Here is a 16,747-nt window from a genome sequence, read left to right as displayed (position 1 = left end):
CTAGCCGTTGCGGTGGCCAGCAACCGCAACAAAAGCTTGGGTGATTCAACGTGAACATATCTGTCGCTTCCATCGGCGAAATCGTGTGGGTCATAGGCATCGTTGCCTGGTATGTGGTTCGTTACCCATTCGAGCGCCGTGCAAAGCGTGTGCAGGTGATGAGCAGCCGCCGCTCGGTGACCGATACGATTGGCTTGGCTGCCGCTTTACTAGGCCTTGCGATTTTGCCTGGGTTCTACGTTGCAACAGGAATCCCCGCATTTGCCGACTATCCCGCACACGCATGGATCGTGGGGCTTGGGGGTTTCATCTTTGCCGTGGCTCTGTGGACGTTCCGTCGCACCCACAAGGAACTCGGCCGAAACTGGTCGATCTCGCTGGAAATCCGCGAAAAACATCAGCTGATCAGCAGGGGGCCGTATGCCGTCGTGCGCCATCCGATGTATACGAGCTTCCTGCTCATGGCGATCGGCCAGATGTTTCTGCTGTCGAACTGGGTGGCGGGCCTCTTGGGCGTCGCTGGTTTCGCCGTGCTTTTTTTCCTGCGTGTGGACAAGGAGGAGCGCCTGATGCTGGAATTCTTCGGCCCTGAGTATCGCGCCTACATGGACAGGACCAAGCGCATTATACCTTATCTTTACTAAAGGTGGCACGATGCGAGGCCGACCGGTGAAGCTTTCTGCGGCACGACGCCTTGTCGGGGATCTGATGCGATTTTCGATCGCCGTGCCCCGCGTTACGGTGCAGCGGCAGATGAACATCAGCGCGCTGCAGAGCGCCAGGACGAGCCAATCAGAACGGCCGTCGTGGACGGTTCTTTTTCTCAAGGGGTATGGGCTACTTTGCAAGGAGACACCGGAGCTTCGCCGGGCCTATGTCAAGCTGCCGAGATCGCAACTCTATGAGTACCCGGGAAGCGTCGCGTCCGTGGCGCACGAGCGCGAATACGAAGGTGAACGGGTTGTGCTTCTCAGTACGATCAAGACACCCGAGCAGCGGTCGATCCCCGAGTTGAGTGCCCTGCTTCAGGAGGCTCGATCCCGTCCCGTTCTTGAGATCAGGGAATTCCGGCGTGCGCTGAAGATTGCGCGCTTGCCCGCGCCACTGCGGAGGTTGTTGATGTGGCTCGGCCTCAACATGGGACGTCAGCGGGGCCACCGATTCGGGACTTTCCAGTTGTCGGTCTATTCCGGCCTGGGTGCCGAGTCGCTCAATCCGCTGACGCCGCTCACGACGATCTTCAACTATGGCCCGATCGGCGAAGACGGATCGGTCACCGTACGAATTCACTACGACCACCGCGTCATGGACGGCGCCAATGTCGCGCGCGCATTGGCTCGTTTCGAGGAAATACTGAACGGGGAGATCGCTGACGAGGTGGCTAGCCTTTCCGCTGCTCAAATCCTGCCAAGCACGGCGCCGGAACCGTCAACATGATATCGGATCAAAAACCACGACTCGCAATTGTTGTAGTCGGAGCCTCACGAGGCATAGGCAGAGCCATTGCCGAGCTTGCCGCGCGAGATGGTGCACCTGTCGTATTGGTCGCACGATCACTTGGGGGGCTGCACGCCGTGGAATCCTCCATCAAGCAGGCGGGCGGCGAGGCATTCTCGCTACCAGTTGATCTCACAGCCGACGATGCGAAGACGGTTCTCGAAGAGTTCCTCGCGCGGGAAAGCCTCGTCTGCGACGTCCTCGTCAACAGCGCCGGCTATGGCCTGCGTGGCGCGGCAACCGCTTTGCCGATTGCCGACCAGGTTGGAATGATCGACGTCAATATCCGTGCCCTCGCTGACCTGACATTGCACCTGTTGCCGGGCATGGTCGAGCGAGGCCGTGGCGGCGTTATCAATCTGGCCTCCGTCGCCAGTTTTACCCCTGGCCCATACATGGCGATGTATTATGCGAGCAAGGCGTTCGTGCGTTCCTTTTCCGAGTCGTTGTACCAGGAGACGCGGAAGACGGGTGTAACGGTGACCTGCGTCGCGCCGGGGCCGGTGTCGACCGAATTCCTTGAAAAATCTGGCGCGAACAGGGCTGCATTGTTCAAGGTTTTGCCGAAAGCCACTCCGGAATACGTGGCGAACTGCGCTTGGCGCGGTTTCAAAGCCCGCCGACGGCTGGTCATTCCCGGCATGTCTGCCAGATTGGCGATCCTGATTTCAGGGATTCTTCCCTCCGCGGCGCTATTGCCGCTGGTTGGCCGCCTGCAACTGCGCGGCAACGACCCTTGCCCTTGCGGATCTGGCAAGATGCTCAAGCATTGCTGCCGCGCAGGCCACCCTAAAGGCGGGACAGCTTCGGCTTGATCCGCCCCGCAGCCAGCTTCCCGTGGGATAAGGCCAAAGCACGCACCGAGCGGTCGGACATCGACCATTGCCGCGATCAGCGGGCTTTGGCGCCAGTGGAGAGGAGATGCGCCTCCCACTCACTCTCAGGAATTTCATCGCCAACCTGAAATTCGAACGCGACGACGCTCTTGATATCCGGGGCAACTTCGCAGTTGAACTTAACATTGTACCAGCGGTCGTTGCTGCGAAAGGCAGCGCCATCGGCGCGCAGGTTCGTGCCTGCCAGTCGGATATCCGCCATGGCGTAGGCAACGAGAAAATCCGGTTTGAACTCAACTCGCCAGCGATGAACCTGCTCCATCGCCTCGAGATTGCAGAACTGGACGATCTGTTCATCGACTGCAAGCTGCGACAGCCCTTCCAGCGCCTGCCTGCTGCGTGGATCGGCGAGTATCGCCGCCGAAAAGAACTGTTTTGCTTGAATGGTCGGGCGAGCGTTCGGCGGTGGGGTGGCTGTTTCCACGGCCGGCTCCGTCTCTGGCACTGGCTGCGTCGCCGGCGATGCAGTCTGTGGCTCAAGCACTGGCTGCACCACATCCAGGCGAAGCCGCGGCAATTCCAGTATCCGAACGGCTATCGCCTCATCCGGGGTGGGAACGGGTCGCCGAGGCGGCGGGAGAAGGAGGAGCGCCAACACGGCGAGGGCATGAATGAGGAGAGCAAGCACAAGGCTTCGCCAGATCGTTGTCTCATTGCGGCGACGCGCTACTGCTTGCACCGATCAGATCATCCCATGCGCGACACCGGTCACAACCACTCCTGGCGGCTGTGACGCTACCACCAAGCCAAAGATAGAAAAGCCGCCGCCAACAACCTGTCAGCGGCGGCTTGAAACCCATATTCTTGCGGCGGCGCGCCGATATCAATCCATGTCGTCGTTTTCGGGTACGCTCATGTGATCGCGGTTGCCGTAGATGATCTCGCGCTTGCCGACATGGTTGGCGGGGCCGACGAGGCCTTCCTTCTCCATGCGCTCGACCAGCGAAGCCGCCCGGTTGTAGCCGACGCCGAGGCGGCGCTGGATGTAGGAAGTCGAGCACTTCTTGTCGCGCAGCACCACCTTGACCGCCTGGTCGTAGAGTTCGTTGCCGTCTTCCGACGCAAGTGCGCTCTTGTCGAACACCGGCGTCTCTTCCTGCGGTTCCTCTTCCTCTTCTTCCGCCGTGACGGTTTCGAGGTATTCCGGGCGCCCTTGCGTCTTCAGATGTGCGACCACGTGTTCGACTTCCAGGTCGGAAACGAACGGACCATGCACGCGGGCGATGCGTCCGCCGCCCTGCATGTGCAGCATGTCGCCCTGTCCGAGCAGCTGCTCGGCGCCCTGTTCGCCGAGGATCGTGCGGCTGTCGATCTTGGACGTCACCTGGAAGGAGATGCGGGTCGGGAAGTTCGCTTTGATCGTGCCAGTGATGATGTCGACCGACGGACGCTGCGTCGCCATGATCAGGTGGATACCGGCGGCGCGCGCCATCTGCGCCAGCCGCTGGATCGCGCCTTCGATCTCCTTGCCCGCGACCATCATCAGGTCGGCCATCTCGTCGACGATGACGACGATATAGGGCATCGGCGCCAGGTCCATTTCCTGCTGCTCGAACAGCGGCTCGCCGGTGCCCTTCTCGAAGCCGGCCTGGACGGTGCACATCACGGGCTCGCCCTTTTCGCGGGCGGCGGCTGCGCGCTGGTTGTAGCCGTCGATGTTGCGAACGCCGAGCCGCGACATCTTGCGGTAGCGGTCCTCCATCTCGCGCACGGCCCATTTCAGCGCCATTACCGCCTTCTTCGGATCGGTAACGACAGGCGTGAGCAGGTGCGGGATGCCGTCATAGACGGAAAGTTCGAGCATCTTCGGATCGACCATGATCAGGCGGCACTCTTCCGGCTTCAACCGGTAGAGCAGCGACAGGATCATGGTGTTGATCGCCACCGACTTGCCCGAACCGGTGGTGCCGGCAACGAGCAGATGCGGCATCTTTGCGAGCTCGGCAATCACAGGCTCGCCGCCGATTGTCTTGCCCAGGCACAGCGCCAGCTTGTAGCCGGTCTTGCGGAAATCGACGGATTCGATCAGCTCGCGGAAATAGACGGTTTCGCGGGTCGCGTTCGGCAGTTCGATGCCGATGACGTTGCGGCCGGGCACAACCGCGACGCGGGCCGAAAGCGCCGACATGGAGCGGGCGATATCATCTGCAAGGTTGATGACCCGCGACGATTTCACGCCGGGTGCCGGCTCGAACTCATAGAGGGTCACGACCGGCCCCGGGCGGACGTGGATGATCTCGCCCTTGACGCCGAAGTCTTCCAGCACGCTTTCAAGCAGGCCGGCATTCTGTTCCAGTTGCTCCTGGGTCATGAAGAAGCCCTGGCCGACAGGTGCTTCCTGCAAAAGGTCCTCGGAGGGGAATTCGTAGGCGTCCCCCGCAAATGTGCGTTCAACCACCCCGATTGCCGGCATTGTGTTCGGCGCACGCGTGACCTGCGCCGGCATGGTGATCGCCGCCTTCGATGCGACGGGCGCCGGCTGCTCGACCTCGACCGGCTCGGCCTCGATGATTTCCGGCTCAGCCGCAGCCATGGCTGCAGGCGCACCGGCAACGGCAGCATGCGTCGACGCGACGGCCGGAGCTTCCGCCGCCGCGGAAGCGGGCTCATGCGAAACCGCGACAGTCTCTGCCTTTGCGCCGCGGACGTCGACGACACGGAACAGCGAGGTGATCGCCGTCGGCGGCATGCGGCGGATATCTCCTGGGCGTACGGGCGCCGGCGGAGTGACCGCAACGGGAGCAACGGCAGCAGGAGCGACGACGGGCGTCATCGGTGCCGGTGCGGCGGTCTCGACAAAGGGCTTCGGATGCGCGGCATCTTCGCCGACAACGTCGATATCATCGGCCGGACCGAACTCGAAGAAAGCAAAATCCGACAGGAAGACCGAATGCTGGGCACCCGGATCGGCCGGCGTGCCGGCTGCTCGCTGCGCCTCCGCGACCGGCTGGGATACGGCCATCGGCGTCGTGATAACCGGTGCAAGCGCGACAGCGTCATCGGGCTCGACGCGCTCGAGCATCGCCGGCTCGATCGTGTTTTGCGCCGCAGTCCACGTCGGCAACTGGTTGGTCAGCATGCGCAACAGTTCGGACGGGCTATAGGACGGCAGTGCGACCTCGACCTGCGGCGCGTCTTCAGCGGTAGGGGCTGATGCTTCCATCTGCGCCGGCTCGACCGAAGCAGCCACGACGGGCTCGACAGTTTCTACCAAGACCGGAGCAGGTTCCGCCGCCACCGCGACGTTTGCCTGTTCGGCTGCGGCTGCCGTTTCGCTTTCGTCCACCTGCGGCGCCCGCCGCTTCATGAATTCACGTTCGGGCGTGCGGGTAAAGCGGACATTCGGCGCCAGGAAGAAATGGCTCTCCCAGGTGGAATCGCCGTAGTGGCCGGCAATGTCCGAAAGGGTCGGCAAGGGTTCGCTCATCGTCGACGTCACCTGTGCAGGAGCGTAGGCGGAACCCTGCCCGTAGAGGCGGGTCGCACGGCTCATGGTTTCGACCTGCTGGTTTGCCGGTCGGCGGGGCGCCGCCGGCGCCTCGTACAACTGATAGGGGTCGGCGGGTTCCGCCTCATGGGTGGGCATACCGCTCAACGCATCATCCTGCGGACCATCGAAATAATCCGCCTGGTTTGCATCATGCAAAGCAGCCTGTGAGAAGTTTGTCCTGGGAATACGCATGGGTCCTGGAAGAGCTAGAGAGATCGCCGCGGGGCCTTCTAAGCGATAGGAAATGAAGGTTAACAACTCCCTTCCAACGCCCCGTTTCGAGCCGGGGTTCGTCGTCGATTGCCGCCTTTCTGTGGGCTTCATGCAACGGCAAGGCCCGACGCCTCAAGGGCGCCGCGACCTGCTGTCGCTGGCCGCACGCGGCTTAAAATATTTCTGGAGGAAGAGCCAAATTGACGGATGGGTCCAGCGCCTGTGGTGGCGCGCTAACAGTACCACCAGAAAAACGAATCGGGCCGGCGCGCAGTTAAATGGCGGGATTGCGGACTCTCACCCGCCTGCCTCCTTGCGGCGCTGAATTTCCCGAAGCCGATCGCGGTTGCGATTGCCGATGTAAGCGGCCTACCCTGAAGAGAAGATTGTCGGGAGTGACGATGCTTTGCATGATCGTGTAGACGCGGTCGAACCATCGACCCGACCATCAATCCGGACCAAGACGAGGGCTCAGGTGGCGTCCGCTGCCCGAGCCAGTTCGGTCAGCCGCTCCTGACAGATCGTCTCGACGAGACTGAGGAGATGGCCCGTCCGCTCGAGAAGCCAGGCAAGCGCTTCCTCGGTGATTTCAAAGTGTTTGGAGTAGCGTGCCTTCACATAGGCTCGCTGTTTCTTCTCGGGAAGATGTTCCAGGCTCGTTTTCATACGCAATGCTTGGTCATGATGTTCCGGCTGGCTTAAGTTTGAATTGCGCGCGGTCAAGGAGGCTTAAGAGACGCTGACCTGCGCCACCGATCGCAGGCGTGCCTTACTCATAATTCCTGTAGTAGACGAGGAGTCGTCTTTATCCTATCGGTTAGCAGAACGTCCGGGCCTTAACGCCGCGGGCGCAAAATCGCGCCGCGCGTCCAGCTCGGTGCAATCGCAAAGGTAAAGGAACCTCCTGGAAACTGCCACGCCACGCTCAGACGAGGGAAACATGGACACGCCGGATTTCGTCAACACCGGCTCGCCCTGTATGAGTAAGCAGGAGATTTCGAGCTACTGTGGCATACAGCGAATGGGGACAGGATACTGTCCGACCAGTTCGTCAACGGTCAACAGCGTGACACCCTCCACGATCGGTTGAGCGACCAAAATCCTATCAAACGGGTCGTTATGGATCGCTGACAGTCCATCCACCGCTACTGCGTGTTCGCACCAGGCAGCCGGAGCGCATGATGGCGGCGGAGCAACCGACCGGAGCTGTTGGCGAGACCGATGGATGATAATGAACGGATATTGCCGGCTTCGAAGGCTATCGAACCGCCAGCCTGCACGAATTCACTTCCCTTGACGAACCCCGCGGCGGTCGCGCTGCGTGACGTCGCCACGCTGCAGTCCCTCAGATGTGAGCGAATGTGCGCCGATGGGTTGGATTGGTGTGATGCCCGTTTGTCCGCCAGAGACCCCTCTGAGTAAAGTTCTCGACGGAAAAGCGGTCGTTATCGTCCGTAGTTGCCGGAAGATCACTGATTGAATAGGCTCAGCGATAATGTGAAACCTGCTCCGTTGACGAGGACGTCTATGGCCATCGGTACCGTGAAATTTTTCAATCAGGAGAAGGGTTACGGATTCATCTCTCCAGAGAACGGCGGAACAGACGTGTTCGTCCATGTGTCAACCGTCGAGGGGGGAACGCTTCTTCGAGACGGGCAAAAGGTCAGTTACGAGATTGGTCAGGACCGCAAAACCGGCAAATCCCGAGCCGAAAACGTTCGGGCGGACTAAGCGATCGCGTTCGCTGGGCGACGGAATTAATCATGCGAGAGGCTTACCATCTCGACCGATCTCAGATCGGCCGCCAACGCGTCAGGCGCTAAGCACTCTTCACAGATGCCGCAACCATCGGCGTCCATGCACGAGGCAAGCCGCTTCTGTTGACAACAGAGACAGGTCACGGTGTTCCGCCCGCGCGCGGTCTTTCGTTGGGGCGGAATGATTTCAATCTCGTGGTCGGCAGCAGCGCGTGTGGCCGGTTGATCCATCTCGAGGCTCCATGTCGAGGATGCCAAATTCAGATAGGAAATCGGGAGACGGCCGCAAGTGCCAACTCTAGCAACTTTTAAACTGCCATCACTGCCGCGCTGTCTGTCAGGCAACGATCCCCGGGATCTGTGCCGCTAGCATGGCCTGAATCTCCATAAGCTTGAAAGCGATCTCGGGAGAAGCAATGGAGAAGCACATGCCTGCGGACTTCGCGCTGACCCGGAGAAGGCCGATCTCGACCAGCTTATGCAGGTGCTTGTAGACCACTCCCGGTGGCAGGCCAACCGCAGCGGCAAGCCGGCCCACCGACAAACGCCGATCGGCAAGAACAGTTAGCAGCAAGAGCCTCTTCGGATGCGCTATGGCCCGCAAGAGTTTCGCCCAATCGTGGGCCCGCTGTTCGTTCAGTTCCATGGTCATGGTCGTTGCCTTGATCGGGTGCGGCCTGCACTATTCGTCCTCGTCGCAACGAGCGCGCTCAGATTGGTCCAGTCTGACGTTCGGCCGATCGTCTCGCCGCGACCGAAGTGGCGCTCATGCTGACCGATCTCGACGCCGTCCTGGCGGATAACGATACGATCGGCATAGGCATGTATCTCGGCCGGACGACCGACCGCGGTGGACAGAACCGAGTATTTGTTGTTGTCGAAACGCACGAGGCAGGTCTTGCCGATCGAGGCTTGCACGGCATGGAAGCCGTCGAACTTGCCCGGATAGGGGACCAAGTGCGGCCGCTCCGCTTCAAACACCTCCCAGATCGTGCGCTCCGTCTGATCGACATGCTTATGGGCGCGGGCGTAGCTGATGCACTTGTCCAGCAGCCAGCTGTTCATCTCGTCGTAGGATTTGAAGCGCAGTCGTGGCGTGAAGAAGCGCTCCCGCACCAGGTTGACCTGGTTCTCGACCCAGCCGGACGCCGGCGTGCAGGCTACCGGTTCGATAAGGTAGTGGCTGCACATCTGCAGAAAGCGGCGATTGTATTGCCGCTCCTTGCCGACAAAGACCGTTTCCACCGCCGTCCTCATGTTGTCGTAGATGCCGCGCGTGCAGGCTCCGCCGAAGAAAGCGAACGCCCGGTCATGGGCGTCGAAGACCATCTCCTGCGTCTCGCGCGGATAGGCTCGCACATACATCATCCGGCTGCGGCAGAGCCGGATATGCGCAACCTTCACCGTCGTCGTCACGCCGTTCAGCACGACAATCTCGTGGCTCCAGTCGAACTGGTAGGCCTCGCCCGGCGCGTAATAGAGCGGCACATAGGCTTGCGCCGTCACGGCCCCGCGCTCCTTCGCCCACGTCCGGGCATAGCGTCGGACGGTATCATAACCGCCTCCGTAGCCCAGATCGCGCAAATCCTGTAACCGGGGCAGATTTAGTGGCACTGCCGCTTTGATGGTCGTGAGCGCTACGCTGCGATCGAATCGTAGGGGCGTGAGTGCACGAGGCGAATGGCGACGGCGGGTCGGCCTCGAGGAGCGCAAAACGTAGTTTGGCGCCAGTTGATTGGCTCGGTCGGCCCGAAGCTGCGCGTGACATTAGGATGGCTCCGGTCACGTCCTGTAACATTGGGCGGAAGGCCACCCAATTGTGATACGTCGCAAGTGTAGCTTTTATCTGTAACGCTGGAGCGCACCCAAAAGCGACAGCTTCACGGCCATGCCTTCAACACCTGCACACCTTCCGGTTCGGTCATAGGCCAAAGCTGCACGAGGTAGCAGTCGTTCCCTTTGAGTCCGTCTTCGCTGAGGGTGTCGAGACCGGAGAGATTCGCCCGCACGCCGAGCGGCCCGGCTTTCACCGCAAGTCGTGGAGCAGTAGGATCGTAGTCCGTCAGACCGGCCAGTACGAGCTGGCCCGATGGACAGTCGAAACTGGCTTCGACCACATGTTGGTAGGCGTCGAGGTCAGGGGCAGGGCGTCGATCATGCCATTCGACGTGGACCGGCACAGTCATATTGCGCACCGTGTGGAGAATGACCGCATACGGTCCGGCCGCAAGGCGGCGGGTGATCGCTTCATCCGTGTAGTCGTCAGGCAGATCGGGATGAGTTTCGTCGCGCAGGTACATTTGAAAGTAGTCGGCAAAGAGATTGCCCTGATACAGGACTTTAAACACGGGCAATCCAGCGGCCACCGACCCCATCGTTGCAAATCCTCCAGTGGCCAGCAGTGTGCGCCGGGTTACGGTCCTACCGTATGTTCTTATATTTGACGCCTTGGATAATGAAAATCCGGCAAATTTTACGATTTACCGTTGTCGTTCTCTACGTCGCCTTTTTCGCAGCTTCGGGCCGACCGGGTCTTATTGTGGTTGGCGACGGAAAGCCTGAGGAAAGAACGCCGGGCAGCTTGGCGCCCTGTACTTGCGGGAGGCAGGCGCTAGGCTTTTGCCGCGACCAGGGCGGCCAACGGCGGGATGGCCTGGCCATCGAGGCCGAGGCGATCGCCGAGATAGTGCCAGAACGACACGCCGAGCTTGCGGCACGTCTTCATCAGCCCGAGCATGGTGTCGCGCGCAACGCGGCCATGCCGGCTCATCGTGCCGCCGGAAATCTTGCGCTTGGTGACGAAGCTGCGCAGATCGTTCTCCGAGGCATTGGTGTGGAGTGGGGTGTCTGGCCGTTCCAGCACCTTGAGCAGTTCGTCCTTGCGGCGAATCAGGCGCGCCAAAAGCTTGTCGAGATCGTGATAGCCGGTGCGCAGCGAGAAGATGCGATCGAAGCGCTTGTGAAATGCCGCGGCAAGACCGGGCGGCGCCTTTCGTTTGACGCTCTTCAGCGCCCGGTAGAAGCGCCACACGAGATCGCGTACCGTCTCGACCAGACGAGACTGCCGCGGCGTTGCCGGCATCAGTTTTTGCAGCAGCCGCTCGGCGTGGACCCAACACAGGGCATGATTGCCGACCCGGAACTGGCCGGCATCGTCGGAGACAATCACCGTGTCGCCGAGAAGACCATGATGGCGAATAGATCCCCAGATGCCTGCTTCCGCGAGCATACGGATCGCCTGCCTGTCGAAGATGTCGATGCCCTTGCCGGCCAGATACTCCAGGAAGGGCACCTGGTTGCAAAAGCGTTGTGGTTCGTGGCTGCGGATTTTGGCCACGAGCGCCGCATCGGCCCGACGGTTGTCCAGATAGTTGAACGCAGCTTCGTTGAGGACATAGTCTTGGTAGCTGCCTCTGAGCAGCGACAGGAAGTTCAGCCTGGACTTGGAGGGCGTGGTGCGGAAATTGGTGAACTGCGCCCCGCCGATCTGAGTCGTATGGAAATTGGAGCGCGCATGGCGGGCGCCGGTATCGTCGACGGTGATGTAGGGGGCCGAGACCAGTCCGGCATGCAGCACCGCTGCGTCCTCGGCAGCAAAGCCGTCCAGTCCCTTGGTCACAAGCCGCACGACTTGCCGCTTGGAGACGCTGACGCCGACATCGTTCAGCAATGTCGTCAGTCGCTCCATCGTCACCTGTCCTTGCGCGGGCAGCATAAGGCAAAGCCGTCTCAGATTTGGTCCGTAGCCGCCGACGACTCCTTGCGGTAACGGTGCAAGCACCATCTTGCCGTCCGGGGTGATCCAGCATTCACGTCGGTAATGGACGAGCTCAGCTGTGACAATCAGGTCGCGCACATGGCAGCTTTTGTATCCCTTGAAGCGAGAGCCGGGCGGAACATCGACGCGCAGGATTTCCTCCCGGCTCACCCGCTTTAGGTCGAGCTTTGGGCCGCGCGGCTTCTTCCTGGCCGCGGGCAGATCGTCGCGTTTGTTATTCGTCGCCTTCTCCATGCCCGACGGTCGAAACGGCGGTCGGGGTGGCAGATTTTTCAGCCGCGCGATCTCGTCGCGCAAAAGCTGGTTCTCGACCTTGAGGCGGGCGTTCTCCTGGCGAAGTGCTTCATTGTCTTCACCCAGGGTGGCGTTTTCGACACGAAGGTTTTTGACCTCTGATGAGAGCTCGCGGACCTCATCGGCCAGGCCCGTCACGAGCTCGCGCAACGCCTTCAGCGAAAGCGTGTCGGCATATTCGGGCGAGGCAAGTCGCTTCTTCGGCATGAGCGAAAGGAATCATGATTTGCCCCCATCGCGGAATCCCACCCACGACTCCGACCTCCCACATCTCCTGCTTATGCACAGGTCTCGCATCACGTCGGCGAAAAGTCCGCCACCCAATCTGCCCCGTTTACGCAAATCCTCGAATATCCGGATCAGCGTCAGTCGCTCACGTGAAGCTTTGGCTTCATTGTTCAGCAGCAGTTGATCGAGCTGATCGCGCCAGGGACCGAGCTTCGGCTGTGGCTGGCGGGTCCGCTCGTGTTTGAACTCCGTCTCATCGGTGCGCAGAACCTTCCGCACCACTTTCCGCGATATGCCGAGTTCACGGCAGATCGCCTTGATCGACTTGCCCTGCACGAGCGCAAGGCGGCGTATCTTCGCAATCGTCTCCACAACAAGCATCCAAATAAAAAGCCTCCGAATGAAACCGGAGGCTGTTGTAACCCCATCGCAGATGGGGGTCCCGTTTGGACGCCGATCACCCCATTTGCGGGGTCCTTCTTCCATGCCTAATCACAATCAGCCCGCAGCACGCCGACCTGTATTTCCAAGAGATCGGTTTCCGCTGGTCACAGCGCATTGTAACCGGCCAGGTTGTTCGGAAAACCCGAAATGGCAGGGAACGGATGAAAACCCTGTGGTCGCGAGTGCCGCCGGCGCTGCAATTGCTACAGGTGTTCCGCGCTGCTACCGGTCGGCAAATGCGCAGAAGTCCGGATGGACCGCACAAAACCTGAACATAGGAGAAAAAGCCCAGGACCCCAGGAGGGTGACCTCCTATTCGCCGCTCACAGCTGCATATTCATACTGTAGCCTGATTTATGCCTCCGAATCACAGTTTATAGCCTGATATTTGAGTCGCCATATCATATCATAGCCTGAGTCATGATCTTGAATATCAGACTGCGTTCTGATATCTGTGACCTCAGGATCAGCTCACAATCTGAGAGTTCTGGATGAAAAGCGACAGTCGAAAAAGGGGACGCCTCCGGCTAGATGAAAGACTTTGGGCGCTTCAACCAATCGACCGGTTCAAGGCGCCGCCGAAAGGATGGGTGCGCGCACTGCGTGACGCGCTCGGGATGACGGGTGCACAGCTTGGCACCCGCATTGGCGTGCGGCCCCAAACCGTAGAAGCCATAGAGAAGTCGGAAGCCGCCGGCACGATTCAGCTGAACACCTTGCGTCGCGCAGCCGAGGCGCTCGATTGCACGCTCGTCTACGCACTCGTTCCCAACAGCTCACTCGAGGCGGTCGTCGAGGCACGCGCGCGGAAAATAGCAACACGCGAGCTTCAGCGCGTCGCGCATACAATGCGGCTCGAAGCCCAGGGCACAGACGATGCAGCCTTCGAATCCCGAGTCCAGGCGTACATTCGCGACAGGCTCTCCGACCGCGACCTCTGGAACGACCCATGACAGACCTGTTTCAGGAGCCTGAAGACGCGACACCCCTCGAACCGCATGAGCGTGAGGGACTTTTGCAGACATGGATTACGCACCGCCGTGATCTCAACGAAGCTGAGCAGGAGAATATCGTCGAGGGCGCGACCTGGGCACGGGGTCGCCGACGCGCGCCGCTTGAGCGAATGCTTAGCGAGAACTTCATGAGAACGCTGCACAAGCGAATGCTTGGCGACGTCTGGGAATGGGCAGGCGCGTTCCGAATGACGGAACGCAATATCGGCGTCCAAGCCTACCGCATCGGAATGGAGCTCGCGAGCCTATTGAGCGACGTCCGCTATTGGATCGAGCACCAGACATTTACGGCGGATGAGATTGCGATAAGATTTCACCATCGCCTGGTCGCCATTCACCCTTTTCCAAACGGAAACGGCCGCCACGCCCGATTAGCAGCCGACCTTCTAATCGAACGCCTGGGTGGAGAACGTTTCAGTTGGGGCGGCGGAACTCTCGCTGATGTTGGTGAACTGCGAACCCGCTACGTCGCAGCCCTACGCGCAGCGGATAATCATGATCTCGCGCCATTGTTGGAATTTGCGCGGACTTGAGAGGCACGGCCTCCGCGCATTGCTCGCCTTGACCGGAATCGAACCGGCGATGCCACCACACTGACCGCCAAACGACACGGGTCGCTGCAGGGCTATACAGATTTCCGATCCAGGAGACCCATCAACATCGCGGTCGTGAGTTCACGTACACCGAAGGTGTCATTTGGATCCGAAAAGCCGGCTGTCCCGCGGATCGATCCGACGGAAAAGACGTACCCGCTACCGCTATCGACCGGTTTCCGACGGCAATAGATAGTAGGACGGCCAGCGTGATCTCGCGGCAGCAACGTGACGTCAATCGGTCGCCCGACCCCGTTCTTAAGATAACGGCAATCGCGTCCTCGAGGACTTGTGGCAGGCCGGGGACATTTAGTCCAACAAAAGTCAGAAAAGTCGTAGGAATTGGTGGTGTCCCGCGACATCGTTGACAAAAATGACGCAGCAAACCTTTGTTCGAGATTTGCCTCGCGCGCCTCGTAGCCCCACATCCCAGCCGGGTTCCAGCCGATACTTTATGCGATCATTTCGGCCCAGAAGTGCGTTTGGGGATTGGCAAGGAGCGGTAATTGCCAAACAGTGATGAAGGTGAACTTTGAAATGCCAAGCCCAAAAACCAACTGGACTAAACCCTGGTGGAAGCCGGTCCTGATCGACGCCTGCGTCGTGCTCGGAATAGCCCAGGTGATCGGCAGCATTGTTGTGTATTTCGCTTATCGATAACGCGGGCGGGGCGGTGCTCATGGCGTCGAAATGTCAGTGGCACATTGGCCTCGCGATAAATGTGGACGGGCGGTAATCAGCGGAATCGAGCGTGCAGAGGCCGCTTCGTTGACTTCTCGATCGTCTGGTCGATGCATTACGAAGGGTGGCTGAGCCTGGCACGGTCCTTCAGATCCACATGTCCCGTTCAGCAAGAGACGCACGGTCCATCCAGAACGCGGGCGAAGATTCCGACCGGGGCCCTCCAAATGCGCTGCGCGCGGTGCCTGTCTCGACGCGCAAGTGCCAGTTCCTTCGTGGCAGGGCAGACGCTCTGCGACAAAATGGATGATAGGCTGACCCGCCTCGGGAACCTTCAACCCACGGCTAACGTTGAATCGGTAAGGTGAAGCGGTTGACCGCTGATCGCAAGTGACTGGTGAGCCGGTTGGACCGAGCGTCGGCTTTCAACCGCTTTTCGATCGGAGATGAGCATGTCCTTTCGAGATATCGTAGTATATCTGGATGCGGGGGCAAACACCGCCGGTCGCGTCCGTACGGCAGGCGATCTCGCCACAAGATACAGTGCCAGGCTTATCGGGGTCGACATCAGCACGAAGGCGGCTCGTGAAGAAGACAGTGGTGATGCTGCACTGGCCATCCAACAGCAATTCGAGACAGCCCTGCAGGCAATGAATGTCGACTTCACGTATCGAAAGGCCTCGCCGGATGCGCGGACGCCGGAGGAACTATTCTCCCATTCTGCCGACCTACTGGTCGCCACGCAAACCAACCCCGCCGACAGCCGCCTCTCCAATTCGGCCGTCCCGGAGACCGTGCTGCTCGGCTCAGGGGTCCCTATGCTGGTACTCCCCGCTGGGTGGAAAGGCGAAAAACCAATAGGGACCAACATTGTTGTCGCCTGGAATATGAGTCGCGAGGCAACCCGCGCCGTTCACGACGCCCTGCCACTTTTGAGAACTGCGCAAAGCGTCTATCTGTTCGTGTTCGCTCCCAACTACGGTGACGACAACGAGGACGTTCAGGATATGAAAGCGCACCTGGAACGCCACGGCGCCAAGGTCATTTTGGCAGGTTGGCGCGACCGCGGCGAAACGGATATGACCAGCGCATTGTTCGCAAACCTCGATCGGGAAGATGCCGACCTCATCGTGTGTGGGGCTTACAGCCATTCGCCCTTTTCTGAAGCCGTGTTCGGTGGCGTGACCAAGATTCTACTGAGCAACATTTCCATGCCGGTGCTGATGTCCCACTGAGCCGCGTTCGATCAGCTTTACTGCGAGCAATTCGCGGCTTGTTGGCATTTCGCGGTTAGCCGCTGGTTCCTCTACGGCGTCGACTCATAAACTTTGGCACCATATTCTTGTTGCGACGAGCTTTACGGCGGCGAGGTAGTTTTCCGGGCGTTTGTCATATCGGGTTGCGATGCCTCGGAACTGCTTGATCCTGTTGAAGAACCGTTCCACGAGATTGCGTTGCCGATAGACCCAGCGCGAAAACACGAAAGAGCCCTTGCGATTACGCTTCGGCGGGATGTTGGCCCAGGCCTTTCGCTCGGCGGCCTTAGCCCGAATGGCATTCGTGTCATAACCCTTGTCGGCCAGCAGGATGTCCCCCTCGCCAAGCTCATCCGTCAGCGCGTCGGCTTCGGCACAATCGGCGATCTGTCCACCAGTCAGACGCAGATTGACCGGGCGACCTTCGGCATCGACGAGCGCGTGGATTTTGCTCGTAAGCCCGCCGCGGGAACGTCCCATGCCACCATCGTCTCCATCCCCTTTTTTCCCGTGGCCGCGTGCTGGTGAACGCGGACACAGGTCGAGTCGATCATGACGATGTCGCCATCGTAGGCCTTGGACACCGCTTCAAGAAGCCGATCCCATA

13 protein-coding genes and 5 pseudogenes are annotated in these 16,747 nt (G+C 60.1%); 8 read left to right on the top strand and 10 right to left on the bottom strand.

All coding sequences use genetic code 11. From position 1 onward, the window contains the following. Positions 1 to 56: 56 nt before the first annotated feature. The 3 genes from BLU35_RS31205 to BLU35_RS31195 are packed head-to-tail and all read left to right on the top strand — an operon-like array spanning position 57 to position 2,312. Positions 57 to 644 carry a protein-S-isoprenylcysteine O-methyltransferase gene (locus tag BLU35_RS31205; RefSeq protein WP_093236034.1) on the top strand — a complete coding sequence of 196 codons (588 nt, stop codon included), beginning with the start codon at positions 57 to 59 and terminating at the stop codon, positions 642 to 644. 10 nt (positions 645 to 654) lie between these two features. Next, positions 655 to 1,437 (top strand): dihydrolipoamide acetyltransferase family protein, encoded by a 783-nt coding sequence (locus tag BLU35_RS31200; protein WP_093236011.1) that lies wholly within the window; start codon positions 655 to 657, stop codon positions 1,435 to 1,437. Then, entirely contained in the window at positions 1,434 to 2,312 is an 879-nt protein-coding gene (locus BLU35_RS31195) for an SDR family NAD(P)-dependent oxidoreductase (RefSeq protein ID WP_093236010.1), read from the top strand. Before BLU35_RS31200 ends, BLU35_RS31195 begins: the two co-directional genes overlap by 4 nt. Positions 2,313 to 2,388: 76 nt before the next feature. On the opposite strand, the gene BLU35_RS31190 is transcribed toward BLU35_RS31195, so the two are convergent. From BLU35_RS31190 to BLU35_RS31180, 3 genes and pseudogenes are all read right to left on the bottom strand, one after another. Beyond that, a complete protein-coding gene (locus tag BLU35_RS31190; protein ID WP_286161681.1) occupies positions 2,389 to 2,817 on the bottom strand; it encodes a DUF930 domain-containing protein in 429 nt (142 codons plus the stop codon). Between the two features lie 399 nt (positions 2,818 to 3,216). Then, entirely contained in the window at positions 3,217 to 6,075 is a 2,859-nt protein-coding gene (locus tag BLU35_RS31185) for a DNA translocase FtsK (RefSeq protein WP_093236009.1), read from the bottom strand. A gap of 492 nt (positions 6,076 to 6,567) precedes the next feature. Beyond that, positions 6,568 to 6,720 (bottom strand): annotated as a pseudogene (locus BLU35_RS31180) (nucleotidyltransferase); the annotation flags it as partial. A 903-nt stretch (positions 6,721 to 7,623) separates the two neighbouring features. On the opposite strand from BLU35_RS31180, the gene BLU35_RS31165 reads away from it, so the two are divergent. Next, on the top strand, positions 7,624 to 7,827 hold the full coding sequence (locus tag BLU35_RS31165) for a cold-shock protein (RefSeq protein WP_093236006.1): 204 nt from the start codon (positions 7,624 to 7,626) through the stop codon (positions 7,825 to 7,827). 363 nt (positions 7,828 to 8,190) lie between these two features. Here BLU35_RS31165 and BLU35_RS31155 read toward each other — a convergent pair whose 3' ends face one another. The 5 genes and pseudogenes from BLU35_RS31155 to BLU35_RS31135 all read right to left on the bottom strand — a co-directional run. Continuing rightward, entirely contained in the window at positions 8,191 to 8,505 is a 315-nt protein-coding gene (locus BLU35_RS31155; protein ID WP_093236004.1) for a winged helix-turn-helix domain-containing protein, read from the bottom strand. Between the two features lie 86 nt (positions 8,506 to 8,591). Next, positions 8,592 to 9,521, bottom strand: a pseudogene (gene istA, locus BLU35_RS31150) (IS21 family transposase); the annotation flags it as partial. A gap of 212 nt (positions 9,522 to 9,733) precedes the next feature. After that, complete coding sequence (locus BLU35_RS31145) at positions 9,734 to 10,228, bottom strand: hypothetical protein (protein ID WP_093236003.1); 495 nt, start codon at positions 10,226 to 10,228, stop codon at positions 9,734 to 9,736. A gap of 236 nt (positions 10,229 to 10,464) precedes the next feature. After that, on the bottom strand, positions 10,465 to 12,132 hold the full coding sequence (locus tag BLU35_RS35800) for an IS66 family transposase (protein ID WP_176907513.1): 1,668 nt from the start codon (positions 12,130 to 12,132) through the stop codon (positions 10,465 to 10,467). Positions 12,133 to 12,240: 108 nt separating this feature from the next. After that, positions 12,241 to 12,534, bottom strand: a pseudogene (locus tag BLU35_RS31135) (IS21 family transposase); the annotation flags it as partial. Positions 12,535 to 12,650: 116 nt separating this feature from the next. On the opposite strand from BLU35_RS31135, the pseudogene BLU35_RS31130 reads away from it, so the two are divergent. From BLU35_RS31130 to BLU35_RS31120, 3 genes and pseudogenes are all read left to right on the top strand, one after another. After that, positions 12,651 to 12,869 (top strand): annotated as a pseudogene (locus BLU35_RS31130) (IS1595 family transposase); the annotation flags it as partial. A gap of 219 nt (positions 12,870 to 13,088) precedes the next feature. Continuing rightward, a complete protein-coding gene (locus BLU35_RS31125; protein WP_093236002.1) occupies positions 13,089 to 13,550 on the top strand; it encodes a mobile mystery protein A in 462 nt (153 codons plus the stop codon). After that, positions 13,547 to 14,143, top strand: a complete 597-nt coding sequence (locus tag BLU35_RS31120; RefSeq protein ID WP_093236001.1) for a mobile mystery protein B — start codon at positions 13,547 to 13,549, stop codon at positions 14,141 to 14,143. Before BLU35_RS31125 ends, BLU35_RS31120 begins: the two co-directional genes overlap by 4 nt. A gap of 512 nt (positions 14,144 to 14,655) precedes the next feature. Here BLU35_RS31120 and BLU35_RS31115 read toward each other — a convergent pair. Next, complete coding sequence (locus BLU35_RS31115) at positions 14,656 to 14,838, bottom strand: hypothetical protein (protein ID WP_093236000.1); 183 nt, start codon at positions 14,836 to 14,838, stop codon at positions 14,656 to 14,658. Between the two features lie 498 nt (positions 14,839 to 15,336). On the opposite strand from BLU35_RS31115, the gene BLU35_RS31110 reads away from it, so the two are divergent. Beyond that, complete coding sequence (locus tag BLU35_RS31110; RefSeq protein WP_093235999.1) at positions 15,337 to 16,119, top strand: universal stress protein; 783 nt, start codon at positions 15,337 to 15,339, stop codon at positions 16,117 to 16,119. A gap of 84 nt (positions 16,120 to 16,203) precedes the next feature. On the opposite strand, the pseudogene BLU35_RS31105 reads toward BLU35_RS31110, so the two are convergent. Further along, positions 16,204 to 16,747, bottom strand: a pseudogene (locus tag BLU35_RS31105) (IS5 family transposase); the annotation flags it as partial.

Origin of the sequence: Sinorhizobium sp. NFACC03 (assembly GCF_900103435.1) — a bacterium.
Lineage (GTDB): Bacteria > Pseudomonadota > Alphaproteobacteria > Rhizobiales > Rhizobiaceae > Ensifer.
The sequence above is the reverse complement of the archived record's forward strand: the minus strand, read 5'-3'. Positions and strand labels throughout refer to the sequence as shown.